General features: G+C 54.3%; 22 protein-coding genes. 4 read left to right on the forward strand and 18 right to left on the reverse strand.

Features of this window, described 5'->3' with window-relative positions; translation table 11 throughout:
- Window positions 1-23: 23 nt before the first annotated feature.
- Entirely contained in the window at window positions 24-1,088 is a 1,065-nt protein-coding gene (locus tag CWE23_RS02465) for a WD40/YVTN/BNR-like repeat-containing protein (RefSeq protein ID WP_126819286.1), read from the forward strand.
- Here CWE23_RS02465 and CWE23_RS02470 read toward each other — a convergent pair.
- The 16 genes from CWE23_RS02470 to CWE23_RS02545 form a co-directional block, all read right to left on the reverse strand.
- The gene (locus CWE23_RS02470) at window positions 1,036-3,135 is read right to left on the reverse strand and encodes an aminotransferase class V-fold PLP-dependent enzyme (protein WP_126819288.1); all 2,100 of its coding nucleotides are present in this window, start codon (window positions 3,133-3,135) and stop codon (window positions 1,036-1,038) included. The genes CWE23_RS02465 and CWE23_RS02470 overlap by 53 nt on opposite strands.
- A 66-nt stretch (window positions 3,136-3,201) precedes the next feature.
- Window positions 3,202-3,414: a (Na+)-NQR maturation NqrM gene (gene nqrM / locus CWE23_RS02475; protein ID WP_105305935.1), complete on the reverse strand. Its 213-nt coding sequence runs from the start codon at window positions 3,412-3,414 to the stop codon at window positions 3,202-3,204.
- A 12-nt stretch (window positions 3,415-3,426) separates the two neighbouring features.
- The gene (locus CWE23_RS02480) at window positions 3,427-4,458 is read right to left on the reverse strand and encodes an FAD:protein FMN transferase (RefSeq protein WP_105305934.1); all 1,032 of its coding nucleotides are present in this window, start codon (window positions 4,456-4,458) and stop codon (window positions 3,427-3,429) included.
- Window positions 4,459-4,461: 3 nt separating this feature from the next.
- A complete protein-coding gene (nqrF, locus tag CWE23_RS02485; protein WP_126819832.1) occupies window positions 4,462-5,688 on the reverse strand; it encodes an NADH:ubiquinone reductase (Na(+)-transporting) subunit F in 1,227 nt (408 codons plus the stop codon).
- A gap of 45 nt (window positions 5,689-5,733) precedes the next feature.
- Window positions 5,734-6,342: an NADH:ubiquinone reductase (Na(+)-transporting) subunit E gene (nqrE, locus tag CWE23_RS02490; RefSeq protein ID WP_105305933.1), complete on the reverse strand. Its 609-nt coding sequence runs from the start codon at window positions 6,340-6,342 to the stop codon at window positions 5,734-5,736.
- Between the two features lie 5 nt (window positions 6,343-6,347).
- Window positions 6,348-6,980: an NADH:ubiquinone reductase (Na(+)-transporting) subunit D gene (locus CWE23_RS02495; protein ID WP_126819289.1), complete on the reverse strand. Its 633-nt coding sequence runs from the start codon at window positions 6,978-6,980 to the stop codon at window positions 6,348-6,350.
- Window positions 6,973-7,749 (reverse strand): Na(+)-translocating NADH-quinone reductase subunit C, encoded by a 777-nt coding sequence (locus CWE23_RS02500; protein ID WP_126819291.1) that lies wholly within the window; start codon window positions 7,747-7,749, stop codon window positions 6,973-6,975. The genes CWE23_RS02495 and CWE23_RS02500 overlap by 8 nt, the downstream gene beginning before the upstream one ends.
- Window positions 7,742-8,944, reverse strand: coding sequence for an NADH:ubiquinone reductase (Na(+)-transporting) subunit B (locus CWE23_RS02505; protein WP_105305930.1), 1,203 nt, complete (start codon window positions 8,942-8,944; stop codon window positions 7,742-7,744). Before CWE23_RS02505 ends, CWE23_RS02500 begins: the two co-directional genes overlap by 8 nt.
- Window positions 8,945-8,946: 2 nt before the next feature.
- On the reverse strand, window positions 8,947-10,287 hold the full coding sequence (locus CWE23_RS02510) for a Na(+)-translocating NADH-quinone reductase subunit A (protein ID WP_105305929.1): 1,341 nt from the start codon (window positions 10,285-10,287) through the stop codon (window positions 8,947-8,949).
- A 174-nt stretch (window positions 10,288-10,461) separates the two neighbouring features.
- Window positions 10,462-11,640, reverse strand: a complete 1,179-nt coding sequence (gene fabV / locus CWE23_RS02515; RefSeq protein WP_105305928.1) for an enoyl-ACP reductase FabV — start codon at window positions 11,638-11,640, stop codon at window positions 10,462-10,464.
- Window positions 11,641-13,232: 1,592 nt separating this feature from the next.
- Complete coding sequence (locus CWE23_RS02520; RefSeq protein WP_126819292.1) at window positions 13,233-13,532, reverse strand: BolA family protein; 300 nt, start codon at window positions 13,530-13,532, stop codon at window positions 13,233-13,235.
- Window positions 13,533-13,547: 15 nt separating this feature from the next.
- Window positions 13,548-14,030 carry a hypothetical protein gene (locus CWE23_RS02525; protein ID WP_126819294.1) on the reverse strand — a complete coding sequence of 161 codons (483 nt, stop codon included), beginning with the start codon at window positions 14,028-14,030 and terminating at the stop codon, window positions 13,548-13,550.
- 95 nt (window positions 14,031-14,125) lie between these two features.
- On the reverse strand, window positions 14,126-14,650 hold the full coding sequence (locus CWE23_RS02530; RefSeq protein WP_105305923.1) for a PqiC family protein: 525 nt from the start codon (window positions 14,648-14,650) through the stop codon (window positions 14,126-14,128).
- A complete protein-coding gene (gene pqiB / locus CWE23_RS02535; RefSeq protein WP_105305922.1) occupies window positions 14,643-16,265 on the reverse strand; it encodes an intermembrane transport protein PqiB in 1,623 nt (540 codons plus the stop codon). Before pqiB ends, CWE23_RS02530 begins: the two co-directional genes overlap by 8 nt.
- The gene (locus tag CWE23_RS02540; protein ID WP_126819296.1) at window positions 16,262-17,530 is read right to left on the reverse strand and encodes a PqiA/YebS family transporter subunit; all 1,269 of its coding nucleotides are present in this window, start codon (window positions 17,528-17,530) and stop codon (window positions 16,262-16,264) included. Before CWE23_RS02540 ends, pqiB begins: the two co-directional genes overlap by 4 nt.
- On the reverse strand, window positions 17,502-19,316 hold the full coding sequence (locus tag CWE23_RS02545) for a cation:proton antiporter (RefSeq protein ID WP_126819297.1): 1,815 nt from the start codon (window positions 19,314-19,316) through the stop codon (window positions 17,502-17,504). The genes CWE23_RS02540 and CWE23_RS02545 overlap by 29 nt, the downstream gene beginning before the upstream one ends.
- Window positions 19,317-19,445: 129 nt before the next feature.
- Between CWE23_RS02545 and CWE23_RS02550 the strand changes: the two genes are divergently transcribed.
- Genes CWE23_RS02550 through CWE23_RS02560 form a run of 3 tightly spaced genes read left to right on the forward strand, consistent with a single transcriptional unit; the run spans window position 19,446 to window position 23,206 of the window.
- On the forward strand, window positions 19,446-20,480 hold the full coding sequence (locus tag CWE23_RS02550) for a Fe(3+) ABC transporter substrate-binding protein (protein ID WP_105305919.1): 1,035 nt from the start codon (window positions 19,446-19,448) through the stop codon (window positions 20,478-20,480).
- A 35-nt stretch (window positions 20,481-20,515) separates the two neighbouring features.
- Entirely contained in the window at window positions 20,516-22,141 is a 1,626-nt protein-coding gene (locus CWE23_RS02555; RefSeq protein ID WP_126819298.1) for an ABC transporter permease, read from the forward strand.
- The gene (locus CWE23_RS02560; RefSeq protein WP_126819300.1) at window positions 22,142-23,206 is read left to right on the forward strand and encodes an ABC transporter ATP-binding protein; all 1,065 of its coding nucleotides are present in this window, start codon (window positions 22,142-22,144) and stop codon (window positions 23,204-23,206) included.
- A gap of 320 nt (window positions 23,207-23,526) precedes the next feature.
- Here the strand turns inward: CWE23_RS02560 and CWE23_RS02565 are convergent, their stop codons facing one another.
- Both CWE23_RS02565 and bfr read right to left on the reverse strand, forming a co-directional pair.
- Window positions 23,527-24,471, reverse strand: coding sequence for a CorA family divalent cation transporter (locus tag CWE23_RS02565; RefSeq protein WP_105305916.1), 945 nt, complete (start codon window positions 24,469-24,471; stop codon window positions 23,527-23,529).
- A complete protein-coding gene (gene bfr, locus CWE23_RS02570; protein WP_105305915.1) occupies window positions 24,471-24,938 on the reverse strand; it encodes a bacterioferritin in 468 nt (155 codons plus the stop codon). Before bfr ends, CWE23_RS02565 begins: the two co-directional genes overlap by 1 nt.
- Window position 24,939 lies beyond the last annotated feature (1 nt).

Consider the following 24,939-nt stretch of genomic DNA (forward strand, 5'->3'; position numbering starts at 1 on the left):
GTCGCCACCACCAAGGTTGGTCTATGCACATAAAACGCCATTTCGTTACATTGTTATTGGCATCGTCCGCACTCAGCGCTCCGGCGCTGGCGGTAGAGCCACCACAACTTGAAGTGTTCGACAATGTTGAGAAACAACTCTGGATAGGCGTTGCCCCCGTTAGCCGGTCAACGATCTGGTTATCCGGCGAAAATGGGCAGGTGGCGCACAGCGAAGACGGCGGCACGAACTGGCGTTACAGTCAGCCAGGCCAGGACGATTTGCAATTTCGGGATATCGAAGCCATCGACAATCGTCAGGCGTATGTACTGAGTATCGGCGATGACGGTCAGTCGAAAGTTTACTTTACCGACAACAGCGGCGCCAATTGGCGTATGCGCTACCGCGCCGAAGCCGATACCTTCTTAAACTGCATGGGCATTTCGCCCAATGGTGAAGCCTGGGTATTCGGTGACAGCGTCGGCGATGAGTGGCGCATTGTGCGCAGTCCGAGCGGCCGCAACTGGATTAAAGCCAACAGTGCAATCAGCGAAAAGCCGCAGTCCAACGAGGGCGGTTTCGCCTCCAGCGGCAGCTGTGTGCGCTTTAATAACGATACCTGGTTAATCGGTACCGGCAACGCGGATACCGCGCGAGTTTTGCGCAAAGGCGGATTCGGTATCCGTTTTGACGTCATCGACAGCCCGATGCAGGCCGGGCCTAACGCCGGTATCTTTGCAGTCTGGCCGCTTGATGATGAGCAGTTTTATATCGCCGGTGGTCACATTGATCCCGCCGAGGACGAAGGCAAGCGGTTGTGGTTTTACGACGGCAATGAATTCAACGCGCTGCCGGAACCTCCCCTGCAAGGGGCGCTGTACAGTCTCAGTGTGGTCGAACACAATGGCCGCTGGCTGCTCACCTCAAACCCTTCCGGCGCAGCCGCTTATCACGTGCCCAGCAGCCAATGGTTCACCCTCACCGATGCCAATGTCTGGAACGTCCAGTGCCATGGCAACATCAGTTGTTGGCTGGTTGGCAAAGAAGGCTTTGTGGCTAAGCTTGTTTGGAAGCCAGAGCCAGACCGCCCAGAAGATGTCGGGTTTTAGTAAACCCATGACGACGCAGCGCGTTGGCAACAACGCCGCTGCGGTTACCCGAACGGCACACACAGATCAGTTCACGCTGCTGTAACTCACTGTTATCGTGAATGAACTGCACCACCTGCGTAAGCGGGACGTTAATCACCTGGGCGCAACACGGCAAATCATCCACCATATGCTCCTGCCGTTCACGCACGTCAATGATAATGACGTCCTCACGGCGCCAGAAATCTTCGTCACCAATCGCGATATCGATACCGGTCTGCGGCACGGCTAAGGCGCGGTCGTCCAATCGGGTGACCAACTGAGAGTCCGGATCATAGCCGGCACAGATGAGCGTACGTTCACCCAGACAGCGACACAAAGACTCCCGCGCAATGTCCTTGCCGATAAAGGCAAAATCAACATGCAGTGCCTGCCGCTCCGCCACCGGTTCACTCAGCAGATACACCGGTAACCGGCTGCCGAAGCGGAACAAACGCCGGGCGCCGATATTAAGACAGCCATCAACACCGCTCTGACATTCTTGTGGGATGGCATCGCACTGGGCAATCGCGGCGGTTGGCCAGCCAAACAAATCGCTGTCGCCACTGGTTAGCGGTAACATATCGCGCAACAGCGCCGCCGCATCGGCACACTCACCTTCTGCGGCGGTGCTCAACACCGCCGGTACCTGATAATGCTGACAACGGGCGATGTTCTCGATACGCCCGGCCAAAGCCGGGTGCGGATCGATCACCACCATTTCTTTGGCGGCCCGATCAATCAGCAGATAACTGCAACTGTCGTCGTAGCGCAGTTGCACCACGCCGTCCAGCAAACTGTCGTTGTCGTCGTTGGTATCCGCCACAATCAGGCACGACTGCTGTAGCGCGTCTGCGGCCTGTTGCAGGCGTTTGCAGGCTTCATCAATCTCGGCCTGGGTGGTGGCCGGGCCAAACGACATCCGGATCGCCGACTCGCTACGCCAGGACGGCAACCCCATGGCATCCAGCACAAAACTGCGGGTCACTTTCGAGCTACAAGCCGAACCTGAACTAACGCGGATATGACAGGCATCCAGCACGTCCATGATGTCACGTGAAGAGACCCCCTGAACGGAAAAATTCAAGGTGGTAGGCACCGATACGGCAAAGTCGTTATTAAACACCACGCCGGGGAACGCCTTTTTCAGTGCCGCCGCCAGTTGCTCCCGATAGGCCGTCAGCGTCGCGTGCGAGGCAAAGCTCTTGTGTTCACCGTTCATGACCTCAAACAGCGCATTGAGCGCGGCAATGCCGGGCAAATTTTCGGTGCCCGAGCGGTAACCGCTCTCCTGTCCGCCACCGATGATCAGCGGGGTAAAGGGCGCGCTGTCACGGATCGCCATAAAACCAATGCCTTTAGGGCCATACAGCTTATGACCACTGAATGGCGCGTAATCAATGCTGGTGTTGTCCAACTGAAGGTTTTGTTTGCCCAGCGCCTGCACACAGTCGACCATCCACGGAATCGTTGGCGCATGCTGACGGATCACCTGCTCTAAACGGCTTAAGTCCTGCACTACGCCGGTTTCGTTATTCACCGCCATGGTACAAATCATTGCTGCCTGCGCCACGTGCGCGGCAACAAAATCTAAATCCAGCCGCCCTTTTTCATCGACCGGAATGGCCAGCAACTCGGCGTTTAAGCCCAGTAATTCGTTCCAGTGGGCGAGCGCCTGCGGCACCGCCTTGTGTTCGGTTGCACCATACAGCAAGTATTGCCGTGGCCGGTCGGGGTTCTGCACGGCAGCACGAATCGCCGACACCACCGCGGTCTGAATACCTTCGGTCGCGCCGCTGGTAAAAATCAGTTTGCTGTTAAAGGAGCCAATCGCCTCTCGCGCCTGCTGGCGAGTCGTGTCCAAAATGTAACGCGCTTTCAGGCCGGTAATATGGCTGCTGGAGGGGTTGCCAAAAATGGCTTCCATGGTGTGTGACACCGAGCGGGCAATATCGGGAAGAACCGGTGTGGTGGCGTTGCAGTCTAAGTAGATTTCCTGACTGTCCGGCTGTAACTCAAGTGGATTCATGACTACCCCCAATACGGCATTTACGGCGATGATTGAGGGTAGTTATATCGTTATAACGTTTTGTGGTCAATGGATTTGGTTTTCTTTCCACTGCTGCTCTTTTTTCATCCGCGCTTTTTTCTTGTCGCACGGATCATCGCAGTCACAGGCTTTTTCCATACCCAATGAACTGATACCACCGCAACTTCCGGAAATGGTCTTGCGCTGTACAATGTAACCGACCGCCATAATCACTACGACGATCAAAAACAACGCCAGTACCAAAAGAAAGGTTTGCATGAGAACTCCTAATCACTGCTCCGATAACAACGGCTCAAACGCCGGGCTAACCCACTCACCAAAGCCATCATCGGTTTTGTAAACCAATAACGCCGCGAGCTGATGTTTTTCCACAAACGCTTTTGCCTGTTCGGTTCCCATCACGAGCAACGCGGTTGCATAAGCGTCCGCCGACATGCAGTCGTCGGTGTAGACACTTACGGACACCAAATTGTGCTGAATGGGTTCGGCTGTTAACGGATTAATAATGTGTGAATAACGACGTCCGTTCTCTTCATAAAAATTACGGTAATCGCCTGAAGTGGCCAGTGCCCCTTCATTAAATGAGACAATTTCCTGAATCGATCGTTCCGTAGAAACCGGCTTCTCAACCGCTAGCCGCCAGGGCTGACCGTCCGGCTTGCCACCGCGGGTGCGGATCTCACCACCAATCTCAATCAGATACTGGGTAATCTCCAAATCGTCCAGCAGGTAAGCGACACGATCCACACCATAGCCTTTAGCGATGGTTGATAAATCGACGTATACCTTAGGATGCGCTTTGGTCAACTGATGATTTTCGATGCGCAATTTGCGGTAACCCACATAATCCCGTACCGCTTCCAGTTCTTCTGCCGTTGGCACCTGTTCCGGTTTTGCCTGTGGACCAAAGCCCCACAGATTCACCAGCGGGCCGACGGTAACGTCCAGCAAACCATCAGTCTGTTCAGAGATCGCTAACGCCCGCCCGATAACCCGTTCCAGCGCACGGCTGATCACCACCGGTTGGGTCGATTCGTGACGGTTGAAACGCGACAGTTCCGAGTCCGGATCATAGGTCGACATCTGCGCGTTAACTTGCGCCAACACGGTTTCGACTTTTTTCTGAATCTCTGCCTGGGTATGGCGCGGATCTTTACTGTAAAGCGCGATACTGTAGGTGGTCCCCATGGTATCGCCACTAAAACGAATTTGCTTTGGCGCGTCCGAACATGACACTAAAAAGGCTAGTCCCAGAAGGACTAGCCACCATTTAGCGACCACGGATGGTTTAAAAGCCATCATGCATTAACCACCGAAGTCGTCCAGCATGATGTTTTCATCTTCAACACCAAGCTCGTGCAACATGTTGATGACCGCCGCGTTCATGACCGGTGGACCACACATGTAGTATTCACAATCTTCTGGTGCTTCATGATCTTTCAGATAACGCTCATACAACACGTTGTGGATAAAGCCGGTATCACCATCCCAGTTATCTTCGGGTTGAGGATCCGACAACGCCACGTGCCACTCGAAGTTGTCGTTTTCTTCTTGCAGCATGTTGAAGTCATCTTCATAGAACATTTCGCGCAGTGAACGTGCACCGTACCAGAAGCTGATCTTACGCTTAGTGTTAAGACGACGCAGTTGGTCGAAAATGTGCGAACGCATCGGTGCCATACCAGCACCACCACCGATAAAGACCATTTCGGCGTCAGTATCCTTCGCGAAGAATTCACCAAACGGACCAGAAATCGTTACTTTATCACCTGGCTTCAGGCTGAAGATGTACGATGACATTTTACCCGCCGGCAAGCTCAGATCGTTCGGTGGCGGAGTCGCACAACGAACGTTCAACATGATGATGCCTTTTTCTTCCGGGTAGTTCGCCATTGAGTACGCACGAATTACTTCTTCGTCAACTTTAGACTCGACGTCTAAGAAGCCGAAGCGTTCCCAGTCACCACGATACTCTGGCGCAATATCAAAATCTTTGTACTTAACGTGATGCGGTGGAGCTTCGATCTGAATGTAACCACCGGCACGGAAAGGCACTTCTTCACCTTCCGGCAGCTGTACCACGAACTCTTTGATGAAGGTTGCAACGTTGTCGTTAGACTTAACGGTACAATCCCATTTTTTGATACCAAAGACTTCTTCCGGAAGCTCGATTTTCATGTCTTGCTTGACGTTAACCTGACAAGAAAGACGCACACCTTCACGCGCTTCGCGCTTGGTCACATGGTCAAGCTCGGTTGGCAGAATGTCACCGCCACCTTCTTTCACCGTAACCCGGCACTGACCACAAGAGCCACCGCCACCACATGCAGACGATACGAAGATACCCGCGTTCGCCAGTGCACCCAACAGTTTGGTGCCCGGTTGGGTAACAATCTTCTTCTCTTCGTCCTCATTAATCAGGATTTCTACATCGCCCTGCGGTACCAACTTTGATTTAGCGACCATGATGATCGCCACCAAAATCAGTACGATGATGGTAAACATCCCTACACCGAGCGCTATCAGAGTAATATCCATCGATTCGTACCTTTAACGTTTACTGATTCAACACACTGGTTAAAGAGATACGCCGGAGAACGACATAAAGCCCAAACCAATAAGACCTACTGACATGAACGTCGCGCCCAAACCACGCAGACCATCCGGTACATCAGCGTATTTCAGTTTCTCGCGCACCGCTGCCAAGGCAACAATCGCCAAACACCAGCCCACGCCACTGCCGATACCGTAAACCACAGACTCGCCAAAGTTGTAGTCACGCTCAACCATGAACGACACGCCACCGAAGATGGCACAGTTAACGGTAATCAGCGGCAGGAAGATACCTAACGCGTTGTACAGCGCCGGTACGTATTTATCCAGTGCCATCTCAAGGATTTGCACCAGAGCCGCGATAACGCCGATAAAGGTCAGGAAGCGCAGGAAGCTCAGGTCCGCATCAGGGAAGCCCGCCCAATCCAACGCGCCCGGCGCCAGTATGTTGTGATAAACCAAGTTGTTAACCGGTACTGAAATACCCAGTACCACGATAACCGCTACACCCAAACCAAAGGCTGTTTTTACCTTTTTGGACACTGCCAAAAAGGTACACATTCCCAGGAAGAACGACAGCGCTAAGTTTTCGATGAAAATCGCACGAATGAACAGGTTAATATATTGTTCCATGGCCGTTACTCCTTAGGTTCGACTTGTTCTGGGCGGAAGGTACGCAGTACCCAGATAAAACCGCCGATGATGAAGAACGCACTTGGCGGCATCAGCAACAAGCCAACCGGCTCGTACCAACCACCTTCTGACACCAGTGGCATAATTTGTACGTCGAACAAGCTACCTGAACCAAACAGCTCACGGATAAAGCCAACCACCAACAATACGATAGAGTAACCCAGACCATTACCGATACCATCCAGTAGCGACATAAACGGCGTACTCTTCATCGCATAAGCCTCGGCACGGCCCATAACGATACAGTTGGTGATGATCAGACCAACGAATACCGACAACTCACGGGAAATCTCGTAAGCGTAGGCTCGCAACACCTGGTCAACAACAATAACCAGACTCGCAATGATGGTCATTTGCACGATAATCCGCACACTCGAAGGAATGTGGTTACGGATGATCGAGATGAAAAAGTTTGATGCCGCAACAACCGCGGTTAGTGCGATACACATAACCAGCGTGTTGGTCATCTTAGACGTTACCGCCAGTGCTGAGCAGACACCGAGGATCTGCAGCGCAATGGGGTTATTCGCGAAGATCGGTCCGAATAAAACGGACTTCATTTCTTTTGCACTAGCCATTGGTCAGCTCTCCTTTGCGAAGTTTAGCGAGTAACGGACCGTAAGCTTTGTCGCTCATCCAAAAGTCGATAAGCGCGTCAACGCCGTTACTGGTTAGGGTTGCACCTGAAAGGGCATCAACTTGATGCTCATTGCTTGCGCCACCTTTAACCAAGTCAAACTTCACATTGCCGTCGTCACCGAAAAGCTCTTTACCTTCCCAGGTTTTCACCCAGCTAGGGTTAGTGATTTCACCACCGAGCCCCGGTGTTTCAGAATGTTCATAGAAGTTAACGCCACGTACGGTGTTCAGATCGTCTTCCAACGAGATCAGTCCGTACATGGTGCCCCACAGGCCCTGGCCACGAATATGCAGTACCGCACCGTCGCGGTTGCCGTTTTCGTCCATCACCAGGTATACCTCGGTCATGGTTTCCATGGTACCGATGCCTGCGATATCTTCACTTTTTTGCAAGCGCGTGCTGGTGTCCGGGTCGCCTGCTGCCTTACGGTTATCAAAGTCCGCAGGATTAACGTCCTGCTGTACTTGATAATCTTTCAGGCTAACAACCAGAGCATTAATACGCTCGTTGTAAACCGCAGGGATATCCATACCCGGTTCTAAAATACCGGCCGCATCCAGAATGTTACGTTGCATAGCCAACGCCGCGTTCTTTTCCTGCAGTGGCTTCAGCGCAACCGCTGAGCCAGCAACCAGAATCGAACACACCAAACAAAGAGCCAGCACCACACCGATGGTTTTGCCTAGACTTTCATTCTTCTTAGACATTGCGTGCTAACCTCCGTTTGATGTTTGCCTGTGCTACAAAGTAGTCAAACAACGGTGCAAAGACGTTCGCGAACAAGATAGCCAGCATAATACCTTCCGGGAATGCCGGGTTGATGACACGAATCATCACCGTCATGAAACCAATTAACAGGCCGTATGCAAATTTACCTTTGTTGGTGAATGACGCAGAAACCGGGTCGGTCGCCATGAACATCATCGCGAACGCAAAACCACCCAGCACTAAGTGCCAGTACCACGGCATCGCAAACATTGGGTTGCTGTCGCTACCAATCAGGTTCAGCAGACCGGAGAACAGCACCATACCTACGAACACACCAGCAACGATGCGCCATGAGGCGATGCGGAAGTAAATCAGTGCCAGACCACCGATTAGGATCATCAGCGTTGAAACTTCACCGACTGAACCCTGGATGTTACCCAGGAACGCATCCCACCACAGTTCCGTGTTAGCGTAATCGAGATTACCCAGCGCCGCTTTACCCAGGTTAGTCGCGCCAGAGAACCCATCGACCGCCGTCCAGATAGAGTCACCAGACATACTTGCCGGGTAAGCAAAGTACAGGAACGCACGACCGGTCAGTGCCGGGTTAAGGAAGTTACGGCCAGTACCACCGAAGATTTCCTTACCGATAACAACACCGAAGGTGATACCCAGAGCAACCTGCCACAGTGGCGTGGTCGCCGGCAGAATCAATGAGAACAGTACCGAGGTCACGAAGAAGCCTTCGTTAACTTCGTGCTTACGAATTGACGCAAACAGCACTTCCCAGAAACCACCGACAATAAAGGTTACCGCGTAGATCGGCAGGTACCAGCAGGCACCGTACCACATCTTAGTTCCCCAGCCGGCGTCAGCGCCAAGATCGCCACCCAATAAGTGGAACAAGCCCACCTGCCAGGCGTCAGATAACTGATAACCGTCTGCCAGCGCCAGCGCCGCTTGGTTACCAACGTTGTACATGCCCCAGAACATAGCCGGGAAGGTCATCATCCAAACCAGGATCATGATGCGCTTCAGGTCGATGCGGTCACGAACGTGCGTGCGTGACTGGGTCACCGTACCTGGCGTGTAAAAGATAGTGGCTACTGCTTCATACAGCGCGTACCACTTTTCGTATTTGCCGCCCTTTTCAAACTGCGGCTCAATACGCTCGAGTGTATCTTTCAAGCTCATGGTTAGCCTTCTTTCTCAATCTTAGTGAGACAATCGCGCAGCACCGGGCCGTACTCGTACTTCCCAGGGCAAACATAGGTGCACAATGCCAAATCTTCCTCGTCCAGCTCCAGACAACCCAGTTGTTGAGCTTCGTCGGTATCACCTGACAACAAGTCACGCAGTAACAGCGTTGGTACGATATCCAACGGCATCACGCGCTCATAGTTACCAATTGGCACCATCGAACGAGACGAACCGTTCAGTGAGGTGGTCATGCTGAACAGCTTCTTCGGATTGAAGTGGCCGGCATAAGCTCGGGTAACCGAGTGCAGGTCCGAACCTGGACGCAACCAGCCGAAGAATTCTTTGTGGTTACCCTCAGGGATAACACTGACTTGGGTATGGAAACGACCCAGCCATTGGTGCGCGTCGTCCACCTTGTGACCATTTAACACTGAACCACTGATAATACGGTAGTTATCGCCTTGCAGCTCACCGTCAGTCAGTTCACGCAAGTTGGCACCCATACGAGTACGCAACACACGAGGTTCTTTTACGCATTCACCGGCAACCGCCACCATCCGATCGGTGAAGATTTCACCAGTGGTGAACAATTTACCGTAGGCAACTACGTCCTGATAGCCGATGTGCCACGCCGGACGCTTCAGGCTAACCGGATGCAAGAAATGCATATGAGTACCGACCAAACCAGCCGGATGCACGCCGCCGAAGGATTCCAGCTGTACTTTCGCATCGCCGGTATCAACTTCTGCATCACCCGCCTTAACCACGAAAACTTTTCCGTCGGTCAGGTTTGACAACACTTTCAAGCCATCGATGAAGGCTTGTTTGTGTTCGTTGATGAACAACGTTGGGTCCATGCACAGCGGGTTGGTGTCCATCGCATTAACGAAGATAGCCGTAGCTTCTGCGTCAAGTGCCGGAGCCTTGCTGTAGGGGCGAGTTCTGAGCGCTGGCCACTGACCAGACTCTACGAGAATTTCCTGAACTTTGTCGCGACCGATAGAGTCGAGCTTGTCGCTGTCGAATTTATCAAAGGTGATCTGCTCTTCGCCATCACATTCGATAACTACTGCTTGCAATACGCGACGTTCGCCACGCGGGATGTCTTTAACAACACCCGCTGCAGGAGCAGTATATTTAACGCCCGGATTTTTTTTGTCTTCAAAAATCACTTGACCTTTTTTCACACGCTCGTCAACTTTAACGTGCATGGTCGGGCGCATACCGACATACTCTTCTCCAAGGGTAGCGACCGTCGTCACGGCCTTACCGTCGGATACTTGCTGCTGGGGGGCTCCCTTAATCGGGATATCCAGCCCTTTCTTGATAGTAATCATATGCGTTTGCACTACTCGTTAGGGAAGATTCATCACAACCAGCCGGTAAGGGCTGGAAACCTGAAAAATCAATAAGTTACCGAGCATGGCAACGCCTACGCGACCACCAGACTCCGTAACTTAAAAACGTATTCCACACTTATCGGGCGGATTTTAACACTTTTTCAGGTGCGCTTACCAGTTAACTTTTGGATTTACGTCAGCATCATAATCAATGTTATCAAAGCCAAACCCAAATAAATTCAAGAAGTCCTGATGGTAGCCTTTGTAGTCAGCCAGCTCATGAAAGTTCTCTTGTGTGACCTGATCCCACAGCGCTTCGATCTTCGCCTGCGTGGCATCGTTGGTTTCGTAACCATCCATGTGCAAACGGCCGGCATCATCAAGTTCCGGGTTCTGCGCGTACAAGCCTTCGGTGAACAAACGATAGATCTGCTCAATGCAACCCTCGTGCGTGCCCTCTTCCTTCATTACTTTATAAATCAGCGAGATGTATAACGGCATCACCGGAATCGCCGAACTGGCTTGTGTAACCAGCGCTTTAAGCGACGATACATAAGCTTTCAGGTTAATGTCCTGATAGTTTTTATCCAACTCACTGGAGGCACGGTCGAGGTCTTCCTTCGCACGACCAATGGTGGCGTGACCATAAATTGGCCAGGTCAGCTTTTTGCCGATGTAGGTATAAGCAGTAGTCTGACAGTCCTGCGCCAATACGCCGGCATCATGCAGTTGCTTGATCCAACGCTCCCAGTCTTCACCACCCATCACCTTGACGGTGTTGGCAATATCATCATCCGTAGCCGGGTCGAGCGTCACTTCGTGCACTTCATCGCGGTCAGTATTGTAGGTTTTGGTGGTGTACTGCTTGCCCACCGGCTTCAATACCGAACTGTAAACCTCGCCACTCTCCGGGTCCTTACGCTTCGGCGACGCCAGGCTGTACACCACCAAATCAATTTTGCCCATATTGGCTTTGATGTAATCGATGCTTTGCTGCTTGATTTCATCAGAAAACGCATCGCCATTAATGGAATGGAAGTTCAAACCCTCAGCCGCAGCCTGCTCATGGAACGCCGCAGTGTTGTACCAACCGGCCGTACCCGTACGTTTTTCAGTCGGTTCTTTTTCGAAGCAAACACCCAAAGTATGAGCGCCACTACCGAACGCCGCAGTAATCCGCGACGCCAGCCCATAACCCGTCGACGAGCCAATCACCAGCACATTCTTCGGCCCATTCTCAACCCGCGGCTGTTGCTTCACCCACTCAATCTGACGACGAACATTTTCCGCACAACCAGCCGGATGCGCGTTAGTACAAATAAACCCACGAATTTTTGGTTTAATCACCATGTTAGAGGTTCCCTATTTTGAATTTGCTCTTATTGTAGCGGTTTCTTAGCATTTAACAGATCATACCATTTTTTTGCCTATGGCGATCCATGCGGCGCCCGGAGGCGGGAATGCCCTCCGCCGCGGGAATTTTTCGATATCGGGGATGAATGCGGCCGGCGATCCATGCGGCGCCCGGAGGCGGGAATGCCCTCCGCCGCGGATTATTTCGATATCGAGGGCGCATGCGGCCGGCGATCATGCGGCGCCCGGAGGCGGGAATGCCCTCCGCCGCGGGATTTTTTCGATATCGAGGGCGCATGCGGCTGGCGATCGATGCGGCGCTCGGAGGCGGGAATTTTTTTGGCCCCGATCGGCACGCGAGGCTCCGCCTCGCTAAGCCGATGGGTACCCACGATCTGGGGGCGATGGGAACGCGGAATTTTTCAATATCGGTGCGGATTTGGGCGCGGATTATTTCGATATCGGGGGCGCATGCGGCTGGCGATCGATGCGGCGCTCGGAGGCGGGAATTTTTTTGGCCCCGATCGGCACGCGAGGCTGCGCCTCGCTAAGCCGATGGGTACCCACGATCTGGGGGCGATTTTCGGGAAGCGATAGGACCACGGATTTTTTCAATATCGGCGCGGATTTGGCCGCGGGATTTTTTCGATATCGGGGGCGCATGCGGCCGGCGATCGATGCGGCTCCGGGAGGCGGGAATGCCCTCCGCCCCGATCGGCACGCGAGGCTGCGCCTCGCTAAGCCGATGGGTACCCACGATTTGCACGAGATTTGGGGATATTTTCAATGCCATGTTTTGAATTCGTGCGAAGGTCGTTTTCAATGCGGGATGCCGGCAATGCCACAAAACCCATTCATATCGTAAGTAGCCATCGGCTTAGCGGCGCAGCCGCGTGCCGATCGGGACCAAAAGAATCCCCACCGCCAAACGCCGCATCATCCGCCCGCCGCATGCGACCGCGATCCATAAAAAATCCCACCGAATTCGTGCAAGGGCGTTTTCAATGCGGGATGCCGGCAATGCCACAAAACCCATTCATATCGTAAGTAGCCATCGGCTTAGCGGCGCAGCCGCGTGCCGATCGGGGCCAAAAGCATTCCCGCCGCCAAAAGCCGCATCATCCGCCCGCCGCATGCGACCGCGATCCGGAAATATCCCACCCCCGAATTCATGCACGCGGGGATTCAATGCGAACCAACGGATTTTTCGATATCGGGGGCGCATGCGGCCGGCGATCCATGCAGCGCCCGGAGGCGGGAATGCCCTCCGCCGCGGGAATTTTTCGATATCGAGGGCGAATGCGGCCGGCGATCATGCGGCGCCCGGAGGCGGGAATGCCCTCCGCCGCGGGATTTTTTCGATATCGGGGGCGCATGCGGCCGGCGATCCATGCGGCCCCCGGAGGCGGGAATGCCCTCCGCCCCGATCGGCACGCGAGGCTGCGCCTCGCTAAGCCGATGGGTACCCACGATCTGGGGGCGATTTTGGGGGGCGATGGGAACGCGGATTTTTTCAATATCGGCGCGGATTATTTCGATATCGAGAGCGCATGCGGCGCCCGGAGGCGGGAATGCCCCATCCCAGGCAATTACCTCCCTCCGCCCATGCAATTCGGGGAGTCGGGGGCTTGGCCTTGCCATTCGTCGGGGGTGTAGGTGTGCAGTGCCAGGGCGTGGATTTGTTGCAGTTCGTCGGCCAGCAGTTGGTTGATTGCGCGGTGGCGCTGCAGTAGGCGTTTGCCGGCAAACTGGTCGGTGACCAAGGTCACTTTAAAATGTGACTGGGCGTGCGGGCCGCTGGCGTGCATGTAACTTTCATCGTCGACCTGCACGTGCACCGGCGCAAATGCCTGCCGTAATTTTTGTTCAATCTGTTCTGCCATCTTCATACTGCTCACCCCGTTTTATTGTTCAACCACTGCTGTGTGACATATCACCCGCTGCGCTGCCAGCGTTGCAACGGCCGGGAACACCTGTTCGGCGACATCGCCGCGCGACAGCTCAGCCGGCATTACAATCCGGTAGCGTTGCGCGCTGACCGATCCGTCGGTTTGCCACAACATAAAGGATTCATTCGCCAAAATCTCCTGCAACGCCGCCAAGCCGTCTTTACGATACGGTGGAAACGCCGTCACATCACCGGTTAAACGCCAGTTATTCAACTCCATTTCCGATGCCAGCAAGGCTTCGTTTACCGGGTTGCGACAAAAACTCAGTTCAATCACTGCCGCACTAAGCTGCCATTCGTCGTTCGGCAATAATTGCCGATCCAACTGCTGCATGGTGGTTTCCAGTTGTTGTTCCGCGGCCGGCTCGGACGCCGGTTCACAAGCGCTCAGCAACGACGCCAAGGCAACAGACAACAGCACAAAATACGATTTCTTCACGCCGCGCTCTCTTAGTGTTTTAAAAATAGTCTTCAACATGTGCCCGTAGTTTAGCAGAGCAACACCGGTAAATTATAGGCTTGTAGACGCCCACCTCAGTTGGGAATGGCGCTTTTAATATCGCTCAGCGTCTTACTCCAGGCGCGGTTAAGAGCGCTTACCAGGGCGTCGTAACCGTCCTGCTGTAAGGCCTGGCGCTGATGAAATGAACCACTTAACTGCTGTTCGCCCTGCTGATAATGCCAGTGGCCGCTGACCACCGCATGGCCCTGATTATCACCGTAAAAATCCATCACCGTAATCACCAGTTGGCCGTCACAATGCGGCTGATTCAACACCCGCTGTGCACTTTGCTGCAACTGTTGCTCAAGCGAACCACTCCAGCGATGATTGCGGGCCGCATGAATGCGGGTTTCGCTGCGCTGCAATAAAATACCGTCGCTGAGCATCAGGTCGCTGACCACCACCTGGCGGGCCGACGCCGGACAAAAACGCTCCGTTGCCTGATTCAGTATCGGCAGCCGGTAATCGCTGCGCTGCGTTTGCGGCACACTGCCGCAGGCACTCAGTGTTAGTGCCAGCAGCACACCGGCGGTTGCTTTTAAGGTCATGTTAATCATTCGCTTTTGGCTCCGGATCAGCGGTTTCTTCAGGGGCAAAAATCAGTGAGTTCGGCTGTTCACGCAATTGCTCAATAAAGGGTTTTAAATCCCGCGTTAACTGCTCGATATTACTCAGCGAGCGGTGTAACTGACGCCGCGTCGCCGAACCATCGTCAACGCTGTCCAACAGTTGCTGCAACTGCACCAGGTTTTGCTGCAACAACTGTGGTAGCTCCTGCATCCCCGGTTGCGCCACAATTTCGGCCACCGACTGTGCCAGTGCCTCAATTTCCTCGGCGCTGGTCTGGGTCGCCGTCATCGCCTCACTGAACTCATTCAGGCTGGCTTCCAACTGCAGCCCATTAAATTTATCCAGTAACTGATTCAGTTTTTCTTCCAGCCGGCTGAAATCACTCACCATCGACGGTAGCACCGGATAGCCGGCAAACTCCTGTTCGGCGACGGCTTCAGCTTCCGGATAAAAACGCAGGTCCACGTACAGGGTATTGGTGAGCAGATTCGAGGCGCGAATATTCGCCCGCAGACCCTGTTCAAACAGTTCCGGCAGTCGTTCGCGCCAATACTCAATGCGCGTATCCGGCACCAGTCCATCCATCCGCTCGGGTTCGTAACGAACCAGCACCGGGATCTGTTTCAGCGGTGCCTGGTCGTCATCGGTTGGGTTCCAGCGCAGCGGCACTTTTAATACCGTACCCACTCGTACCCCTTTGAACTGCACCGGCGCGCCCTCTTCCAGCCCGGCCACCGACTCATCCAGTAAAATCACGTAATCAATACCATTCACAAAACCCTGCTGACGAGCGGCTTCTTCACTGGCAAACAGCTCAAAGGTGCGGCTCTCGGCAATCTTTTCACCACTCGGCTGCCCTTCCGGCACACCAAAATTGATCCCCGCCCCCAACAACGACTCAAACGACCCCAGCGATACATCCAGACCGCTGGCATTCCAGCGCAGTGACAGGCCACTTTGCAACCAGAAGCGAGTGTTCTCGGTCAGCAGCTCGTCATAAGGTTGCTCGACGAACACCTGATATTCCATGGTGCGGTTATCCACGTTAAAGGCCACTTTTTCGACCTGTCCCACCGATACACCGCGATATTGCACCGAATCCCCCACCACCACGGCGGCGTTTACCGAACTGGTCAGGGTAATACGACGGCCGGGCGTCTGCTGTGGCGTCACCGGCGGCTCCTCCAGCGCCTTAAAACGGGTCGTCGTCTGCTCGGCACTGCCGGGTTGTAAACGCAGGTAGGCTCCTGATAACAACGTCGACAGGCCACTTACCCCCTGCCGTCCAATCCGCGGCTTAACCACCCAGAATTCACTGTCGACCGCCAGCATGCGCTGGGTATTTTCATTCATATCAATGGTCAGTACTGCCGCACTCATGTCGTCATTAAGGCTGATTTCGCTGACCAGACCGACGTCGACGTTGCGTACCCGCACCGGTGTCTTCCCGGCTTCCAGCCCCTCGGCATCACTGATCAGAACCTGCACCTGCGGGCCGGCACCGGCGCTTTCCTGCCACACCATCCATAACGCCACCGCCAACGCCAGTAACGGGATTAACCAAATCGGCGAGATCAGATTCTTGATTGCACTTCGGCTCATTCGATTGCTGTTTCCTGTTGTTCTTGATTTCGATCGATGGTGCGAAAAAACTGACGGGTATCAAAGGTCATCGCCGCCAGCATCGTCAGTATCACCGTCAGCGCGAACGCCAGCGCGGCGTTACCCGGGTACACCGACATTAACTGACCGCTGCGTACCAGCGCCACCAATACCGCCACCACAAAAATATCGATCATCGACCAACGACCAATCCAGTCCGTCACTTTGTACAGCCACAGTCGTTGTTTGGTTCGTGTTTCACTGCGTCGCTCGGCCAGCCACAGCAACACCAGCAAGGTTAAAATTTTCACCACCGGTATCACTAAACTAGCAACAAACACAATAATCGCAATAGGCGCGTCACCGCTTTGCCAAAGCTCAATAACCCCACCAATAATGGTATTGGGCTGGGTGCGCCCCAGTGTCGTGGTCTCCATCACCGGCAGTAGGTGGGCGGGGATCAGCAATAACGCGGCGGCAATCAACAGCGCCGTGGTTAAGCGCCAGCCACGCCAGCGCGCCAATCGCATGCTCTCGCCACAGCGCCAGCACCGCGACGCGGTCAGGGTATTGGGGGCCTGACAACAGACACAACCCACCCGTTGCTGAGCCGTTGCATCACGTCCCACCTGCGACGGCGGTGCGTTGTCGTGCGGTAAACGGTGCCACAACTGATAACGACTGACGCGATCACCGGTCAGCAGCAACACCACCACAAAGCCGATAAAGGTGTAAAAGCCGCTGTCCAGGTCAATCGCCGCCAGCCCGGATATTTTAATCAACGACACCAATGCTCCCAGCAGGAACACATCGGCCATCATCCATACCCGTAACTGCACCACCGTGCGAATAAAATAGAGCGTCACCGGCCCCAGCGCGCCCGGCAGCAACAATCGGCTAAAAATCCACAACACCGCGAGCAAATACAGCACCGGTATCACCCACACCGTGAACAACACCAGAATGGCGAGCAGGCGTTCGTGAAAATGCAGCAGTTCGGTGCTGGTGTCCAGCAATGTCATGGTTTGTGATACGCCGTTGGCTGAATAGCCGACAAACGGCAACAGCAGACTGACCAGCGCCAGGATCAGCGCCGTTAATGCCAGTGCTAAGGTAGTGGTTTCATCAACCGCTTTGCCACCGCCAAGACCATGACCACAACGGGGACAGGTATAAGGTTCGGCGGATGTTACCGGAACATCCGCCACGCGGTCACAGTCAGGACAGACGACCCGGTTATGCGTTGCTGCTCTTAGCGTCGCCATCTTTTTCCGGCGATATCATCGCAATAATCACCCAGCCCGGCATCGGTTTAAGCTCGCGCGAGGTACTGAAAATATGCACTTTCTTCTGATCATCCAGCGCAAACATCGGTACCGCCCGAGCGCCATACTGCTGCTGGTAATCCTCAAAGCTGAAGTTTTCGGTAATCGGTGTCGACTTCATCTTCGCGCCCTGAAAGTGCAGGCTCGCCAGTTTCGAATAGGTCACACTTTCACCGAACAGGTCGAGGGTATTTTTATAAGCCTCGGACAACTGGTGACTGGCACGAAAATCCGATTCGCCGCTGTTCAGGCCATGCACTTTATGGCCGCCGAACCAGTCCTGATAGTACACCGACACCAGTGGGTTCAGCTGTTTGTAAGGTGACATCACCAACAACTGTCCGATACCGGTCAAATCGATGTTATTCGAAGCGTGCTCAGAGGCCGGGTTACCAAAATACACCGGCAGGTTATCCATCCGTGCCATGCGGATGTTCTCCCAGTTGGTGTCAGCCAGGCGCACCGGAATGTCATGTTCCTGCAAACTTTTGGCCACCGCCCGCGCCATTTGGTTGGCTCCGAAGATCAAAAAGCCCCGTGCCGGTGGTTCAATCAGTCCGAGTAACCGCGCCAGCGGTTTGGCGGTAAGGCTCTGCAGCACCACCGTGGTCATGATCACCAGGAACACCAGCGGTACAATCGACTCGGCGCCATCCCAGCCTGACTGTTCCATTTTTAACGCAAACAGTGCCGACACAGCGGCCGCAACAATACCGCGCGGGGCAATCCACGACAGCAGCACCTTATCCTTAAAGCGCAACTCCGTGCCTATCGCCGACAGCCACACCGCCAACGGCCGCACCGCAAACAGAATAATCGCCAGTAACACCACCGCCGGCAGACCCAGCGCGTCGAACTGGGCAAAATCCAGTCGTGCCGCAAGGATAATAAACAGTGCCGAAATCAACAGTACGCTGAGGGTTTCCTTAAACTCAAGGATCTCATCCAGGTTTAGGTTTTTGGTATTGGCCATCGCCATCCCCATCACCGTAACCGTCAGCAGCCCCGATTCGTGCTGAATCGCATTCGACAGCGCAAACACACCCAGTACGATGGTCAGCGTGGCCACGTTCTGCAGATAATGCGGGAACCAACCGCGACCCAGCGCCAGCCCCAGTAATTTGGCCGCCACCCAGCCAAAGAAAAAGCCAATGCCGATGGTTTTGGCAAACGCCTGCATGGCGTGTAAAAACGCCACATCCTGGCTGGCAATGATAAACTCATACACCAATACCGCTAACAGCGCGCCGACAGGATCAATAATAATGCCTTCCCAGCGCAGGATATTGGCCAGTTTATTGATCGGCCGGATAGACCGTATCATCGGCTGAATCACCGTTGGCCCGGTCACCACCACCAGCGCCCCAAATAAGGCCGACAATTCCCATTCCCAGCCCATTAAAAAGTGCGTGGCAACGCCAATCGCAACCCAGGTCACCACCATACCGACACTGACCAGGTTGGTTACCATGCGGCCATGGCCACGAATTTCGTCAAACTTAAGCGTTAAGCTGCCTTCAAACAGGATCACCGCAACCGCCAGCGACACCAGCGGAAACAACAGTTGATCAAACAACTGGTCCGGGTTCAGCCAGCCCAACGTCGGGCCAATAATAAGGCCACACACCAATAGCGGTAAGATTGCCGGCGTCTTTAAACGCCACGCGAGCCACTGACACGAAATCGACAGCACCCCAATTAAGGCCAGCAGGGACAATTCAGACATACACGCTCCATGTAAAGCTCTTGACTTTCGTCAAAACACAAATGAGAATAGCTATCATTAAGTTGATAATGTGATAGCCTACTCGAACTATCAAATTCTATACGCTAATTATCAGTAAGAGGTTTCTCTATGGCAATAAAATTCAATAAGTTAACCACAGTACTGGCGCTGGCAAGCGTTGTCACGAGTTTATTGCCGGTCGCTGCCAGTGCCGCAGAGGTTAATGTTTACTCATCGCGCAAAGAAGCATTGATTAAACCATTACTCGATCAGTTTAGTGAAAAAACCGGTATTGAGGTCAATTTATTGACCGGTAATTCCGATGCGCTGTTGGCGCGTTTAAAGTCAGAGGGTGAATACACCGCCGCCGATTTGTTCCTGACCGTTGACGCCGGCGCCCTGCACCGTGCCGTATCCGCTGATGTCTTCCAGACCGTATCGTCGGCAAAAATTAACGCCATTGTACCTGAACATTTTCGTTCCAGTGACGACCATTGGGTCGGCCTGAGCCTGCGTGCTCGCCCGATCTTTTATTCGCCGGAGCGAGTCGATCCGGCCGAACTCAACGATTATCTGTCGTTGGCCGACGAAAAATGGAACGACCGCATCTGCATCCGTTCATCGAACAACCTTTATAATCAGTCACTGGTTGCTGCTCTGATTGAACACCACGGCGCGGAAAACGTCGAAGACTGGGCCGAAGGTCTGGTCAATAACTTTGCCCGTCAGCCGGTCGGCGGTGACCGTGACCAAATCAAAGGTGTAGCATTTGGCGTCTGCGATATCGCCGTAGCAAACACTTACTATTTTGGTCATATGCTGAACTCTGACGACGCCGAAGAAAAAGCCGCCGCCGAAAAGGTGAAGATTTTCTGGCCGGCACAGCAAAGCAACGGTACCCACGTAAACGTTTCTGGTATCGGCATCACCAAGCACGCGAAAAACATCGACGAAGCCAAGCAGTTGATCGAGTTTTTACTCTCAGAATCGTCACAAAAATGGTATGCTGAAGCCAACTATGAGTACCCCGTCCGGGAGGGTGTTGCCTGGAGCGAGACTCTGCAACAATGGGGTGACTTCAAGCAAGACGATATTTCCATGGACATACTGGGCGAGAACAACGCCGAAGCTGTGCGCTTAATGAACCGCGCCGGCTGGAGATAAGTCCTTAGAAATTGCACGTTCAAGGAGAATTGCGAATGACCCGCGGCCCGTTATTGTTGTTCGGCGTTGCGGCATTGATAGGGCTACCACTGATTGTGGTCGCCCTATCTTTGTTAAATCCCCAATGGGATATCCTCGCCCATCTGTGGCAAACGGTTATCCCCGAATACGTCAGCCATTCACTGATCCTATTGGTTTCGGTGGGCATTGGCGTGACCGTTTTAGGTGTCAGCACCGCCTGGTGCGTATCGCAATTCGACTTTCCCGGCTGGCGTTGGGTCAGTTGGGGGCTGTTGCTGCCGCTGGCCATGCCAGCCTACATTACCGCCTACACCTACACTGGCTTGCTGGACTACGCCGGCCCGGTGCAACAAGCACTGCGCTCGGTGTTTGACTGGCAGTTAGGCGAGTACTGGTTTCCCAACATTCGCAGCCTGCCCGGCGCCATCTTCGTGCTCTGTGTGGTGCTCTACCCCTACGTCTATTTGATCACCCGTGCGGCTTTTATGCAGCAGTCCACCGCCGCCTTTGAAAGCGCCCGAACCCTCGGTGCCGGCCCCTGGAAAAGCTTTTGGCGGGTGGCCATGCCCCTGGCGCGGCCGGCCATCGCCACCGGCGTCACCCTGGCGCTGATGGAAACCCTCGCCGACTACGGCACCATGGAATACTTTGGCGTCACCGTATTTACCACCGGCATATTCAGAACCTGGTACGGCATCGGTGACACCCAGGGTGCGCTGCAGTTGGCGGCTATTTTGTTGCTGTTTGTGGTGGCGCTGATCCTGGTTGAACGCTATTCCCGCCGCCGGGCGAAATTCTATCAACGCCGCAGCGACGGCGACTCGATGCGCAAACCGCTGCGCGGACGCCACGCCGTGATGGCCTCGGTGGTGTGCTGGTTGCCAATTGTCTTAGGCTTTATCATCCCTGCCATCGAGCTGGTCATCTGGTCTATTGAACGCGCCGAAGTCTGGACTCAGCCAAGCTTCTGGCAACTGACCTTTAATACCCTCTGGCTGGGGCTGATGGCCGCGGCTATTACCGTATTACTGGCGCTGTGGCTGGCTTACGGCCGCCGTCGCCACCCGACCCGGCCACTGCGCGCGGCGGTCAGTCTGGCCGGACTGGGTTATGCCATCCCCGGCATCGTGATTGCCGTTGGCCTGCTGTCACCGCTGACCTGGATGGATCACCGCATCATCGATTTCAGCCGCTGGGCCTTTGATGTCAATCCAGGACTGCTGCTGTCGGGCACCGTGGTGGCGCTGCTGTTCGCCTACAGCGTGCGTTTTTTATCAGTATCGTTGCAGACCGTCAGCTCGGGGCTGGAACAAATCACCCCGCAGATGGACGACACCGCCCGTACGCTGGGGGCGTCGCCGCGACGTATTTTATGGCGGGTACACCTGCCGCTGCTGCGCAGTTCGATTCTGGCGGCGCTGATCCTGGTGCTGGTGGACGTCATGAAAGAGCTGCCGGCGACGCTGGTGCTGCGGCCGTTCGACTTTAATACGCTGGCCGTAAGGGCGTTCGAAATGGCGTCCGACGAGCGTCTTGCCGACGCCGGACCGCCGGCACTGATGATCGTTGCCGTGGGCTTAATTCCGGTGATGATGTTATCGCGGGCGTTAAAAACCCAAAGCATAAAAACGGGAGAGTAAATGAGCGCGTTATTAAACCTGAACAATGTCTCCATCGAATTAGCCGGCCACCGCATTGTCGACCAGCTGAGCATTGCGCTGGAGCCCGGTGATATTGGCTGTCTGATGGGGCCGTCGGGCTGTGGTAAAACCACTGTACTGCGCGCCATCGCCGGTTTTAATCCGGTCAGTGCCGGCGAAATCTCACTGCACGGTGATGTGGTTTCGTCGCCGTCGTTGTCGTTACCGACCGAGCAGCGCAAAGTCGGCATGATGTTTCAGGATTTCTCATTGTTTCCGCATTTAAACGTCGCCGACAACATCCGTTTTGGTATCGAACACCTGAGCACCAGCGCGCAAGACGCCCGCATCAAGGAGTTGTTGCAGCGCATCGATTTAAGCGGTTATCAAAAACGCTACCCGCACGAATTATCCGGTGGCCAGCAACAGCGCGTGGCATTGGCCCGGGCACTGGCACCTAAACCGCAGTTGATGCTGCTGGACGAGCCTTTCTCCAGTCTTGATGCCGAATTACGCGAATTGCTGGCACAGGATGTCCGGCAGTTACTGAAAGAAGAAGGCATCACCGCATTGCTGGTGACTCACGATCAGCAGGAAGCCTTTGCCATGGCCGACAAGGCCGGTGTCATGTACGCTGGGCAGTTATTGCAGTGGAACACGCCGTACGAGCTCTATCACGAGCCGGAACATCAACTGGTGGCGGATTTTATCGGCCGTGGTGTGTTGTTGCAGGGGCAGATCCGCGAGCACCGCTTGCACTGTGCCTTCGGCGTGATTGACCATGAAATTCTGTGTGATCAGGGTGACCATGACGTGACGTTCTTGGTGCGCCCGGACGATGTGCTGATCACCGATAAAAAGGACAGCAAATTAACCGCGATCGTGACCGGCCGCGGTTTCCGTGGTTCGCACTATCTGTACACGCTGGAGTTGCCGGACACTTCGCAGGTGCTGGCCGTAGGGCCATCGCATCAGGCGCTTAAAAACGGTACTCAGGTCGGCATCGACGTCGATTTCGACCACCTGGTGGTGTTCGACTCCGACCTTTGCGAATTACCCGATTAAACACCACCCGAACCGTAGCTTGCGCCTTCGGCGCAAGTCCAACGCCGGTATTGTGTCGCGCATTACCAGAACCAGACGTAGCTTGCGCCTTTGGCGCAAGTCCAACGCCGATATTATGTCGCGCCAAAGGCGCGACCTACGGACCTTCGGCGCAAGTCCAACGCCGATATTGTGTCGCGCCAAAGGCGCGACCTACGGATCTTTGGCGCAAGTCCATCGCCGATGTTGTGTCGCGCCAGAGGCGCGACCTACGGACCTTCGGCGCAAGTCCAACGCCGGTATTGTGTCGCGCCAGAGGCGCGACCTACGTGCGTTTGCGATTACCAGAACCGGAGGCGGCGCAGCAGCAGGAATTCAATCACCGCGATGATGATCAAGGCGTAGGTGAAAATTTCGAACGCATCTTCATTTTCCACCCCCGGCATGCCACCGATGTTGATACCGAACACACCGGTCAGAAAACTCAAGGGTAAGAACACCCCCGCAATCACCGACAACCAGTAGGTATTGCGGTTCATCTTCTCCGCTACCGCCTGTTGCAGCAGTTCCCGTTGCATCCATAATTGTTCCAGCATCAAATCAATCTGCTCGAGCAAACGCTGGGTGGTATCCCGTTCATTCAGCAGCCACTGGTGCATCTCATTGTCCATCACCCGCTCACTTTCGGTGGTGAACTTATCCAGAGCCGCCAACTGTGGCCGTACAAAGCGGTTCAGCCGCAACAAACGTCGGTGCAGACGACTCAGTTCCTGTTGCTGACCAGCGGTGTTGTCATAGCCTTCCGCTTCCATGTCCTCAATCTTGATTTCAACCGCATCAATCACATCTTCGATGCGTAAATTCAGTTGCTCAACCAGGTGCACCAAAAAGTCATTTAAACTCTCCGGGCCATCCTGCTTTTCCAGACTGTGACGAATATGGGTAATGGCCTTAAACGGCCGCTTACGGAAGGTATAAACCACGCCTTTGTAGGACAGAATACGCAGACTCAGCATATCCTCCGGCGCCGCCCCCTCATTCAGGTTAACGCCCCGCAACAACAGCACAAAACCTTCTTTCAGGCGCTGAAAGCGTGGCCGGGTGTCCTCTTCGGTCATAGCGTCAATCAACGGCTCGGGGATTTCCGCCTGCCGTAACCAATCCTGCAGCCCTTCGGTATCGCGCTGCAGGTGGTACCAGCAACCCACCTGCGGTTTATGGGTTAAATCCTCAACCCGAACCGGCGGCTGCTGGTTAAAGTCCCAGGCATCAATAATAAAGGACATTATTTCATGCTCTGTAGGTAAATCTCCTCGCCCAGCTTGTCCATCAGGCCGAGCTGAATTTTCAACCAGTAAGCATGATCTTCTTCGGTATCACGCAAAATGCCAATCAGCATGTCGCGGGTTACGTAATCGCGCACTTCTTCGCAGTACTGGATAACTTCACGCAGCGTCCGCGCGTTGTTGTATTCCAGTTGCAGGTCGTTCTCCAGCATTTCGCGAACGTCTGAGCCAATGGTGTGCGGCTCGCGGTTGCTCATGTTGGGCTTGCCCTCTAAGAACAAAATGCGGCGGATCAGTAAATCGGCATGGCCACGTTCGTCGTCAATTTCATGGTTGATGCGCTCGTACAGCTTCATCAGACCCATGTCTTCGTACTGACGCGAATGCGAGGTGTACTGGTCAATGGAAGTCAGTTCGAAAGCCAGCAAACGGTTCAACTGCTCAACAACGTTATTATCAGCCTTCATA

Origin of the sequence: Idiomarina aquatica (assembly GCF_003987185.1) — a bacterium.
In the GTDB taxonomy this organism is placed as follows: Bacteria; Pseudomonadota; Gammaproteobacteria; order Enterobacterales; family Alteromonadaceae; genus Idiomarina; species Idiomarina aquatica.

Bases quoted from the DNA above. Each gene is read 5' to 3' on its own strand.
- CWE23_RS02465 (WP_126819286.1), top strand. From the start codon at position 24: ATGCACATAAAACGCCATTTCGTTACATTGTTATTGGCATCGTCCGCA.
- CWE23_RS02470 (WP_126819288.1), bottom strand. From the start codon at position 3,135: ATGAATCCACTTGAGTTACAGCCGGACAGTCAGGAAATCTACTTAGAC.
- nqrM (WP_105305935.1), bottom strand. From the start codon at position 3,414: ATGCAAACCTTTCTTTTGGTACTGGCGTTGTTTTTGATCGTCGTAGTG.
- CWE23_RS02480 (WP_105305934.1), bottom strand. From the start codon at position 4,458: ATGATGGCTTTTAAACCATCCGTGGTCGCTAAATGGTGGCTAGTCCTT.
- nqrE (WP_105305933.1), bottom strand. From the start codon at position 6,342: ATGGAACAATATATTAACCTGTTCATTCGTGCGATTTTCATCGAAAAC.
- CWE23_RS02495 (WP_126819289.1), bottom strand. From the start codon at position 6,980: ATGGCTAGTGCAAAAGAAATGAAGTCCGTTTTATTCGGACCGATCTTC.
- CWE23_RS02500 (WP_126819291.1), bottom strand. From the start codon at position 7,749: ATGTCTAAGAAGAATGAAAGTCTAGGCAAAACCATCGGTGTGGTGCTG.
- CWE23_RS02505 (WP_105305930.1), bottom strand. From the start codon at position 8,944: ATGAGCTTGAAAGATACACTCGAGCGTATTGAGCCGCAGTTTGAAAAG.
- CWE23_RS02510 (WP_105305929.1), bottom strand. From the start codon at position 10,287: ATGATTACTATCAAGAAAGGGCTGGATATCCCGATTAAGGGAGCCCCC.
- fabV (WP_105305928.1), bottom strand. From the start codon at position 11,640: ATGGTGATTAAACCAAAAATTCGTGGGTTTATTTGTACTAACGCGCAT.
- CWE23_RS02520 (WP_126819292.1), bottom strand. From the start codon at position 13,532: ATGAAGATGGCAGAACAGATTGAACAAAAATTACGGCAGGCATTTGCG.
- CWE23_RS02530 (WP_105305923.1), bottom strand. From the start codon at position 14,650: ATGATTAACATGACCTTAAAAGCAACCGCCGGTGTGCTGCTGGCACTA.
- pqiB (WP_105305922.1), bottom strand. From the start codon at position 16,265: ATGAGCCGAAGTGCAATCAAGAATCTGATCTCGCCGATTTGGTTAATC.
- CWE23_RS02540 (WP_126819296.1), bottom strand. From the start codon at position 17,530: ATGGCGACGCTAAGAGCAGCAACGCATAACCGGGTCGTCTGTCCTGAC.
- CWE23_RS02545 (WP_126819297.1), bottom strand. From the start codon at position 19,316: ATGTCTGAATTGTCCCTGCTGGCCTTAATTGGGGTGCTGTCGATTTCG.
- CWE23_RS02550 (WP_105305919.1), top strand. From the start codon at position 19,446: ATGGCAATAAAATTCAATAAGTTAACCACAGTACTGGCGCTGGCAAGC.
- CWE23_RS02555 (WP_126819298.1), top strand. From the start codon at position 20,516: ATGACCCGCGGCCCGTTATTGTTGTTCGGCGTTGCGGCATTGATAGGG.
- CWE23_RS02560 (WP_126819300.1), top strand. From the start codon at position 22,142: ATGAGCGCGTTATTAAACCTGAACAATGTCTCCATCGAATTAGCCGGC.
- CWE23_RS02565 (WP_105305916.1), bottom strand. From the start codon at position 24,471: ATGTCCTTTATTATTGATGCCTGGGACTTTAACCAGCAGCCGCCGGTT.
- bfr (WP_105305915.1), bottom strand. From the start codon at position 24,938: ATGAAGGCTGATAATAACGTTGTTGAGCAGTTGAACCGTTTGCTGGCT.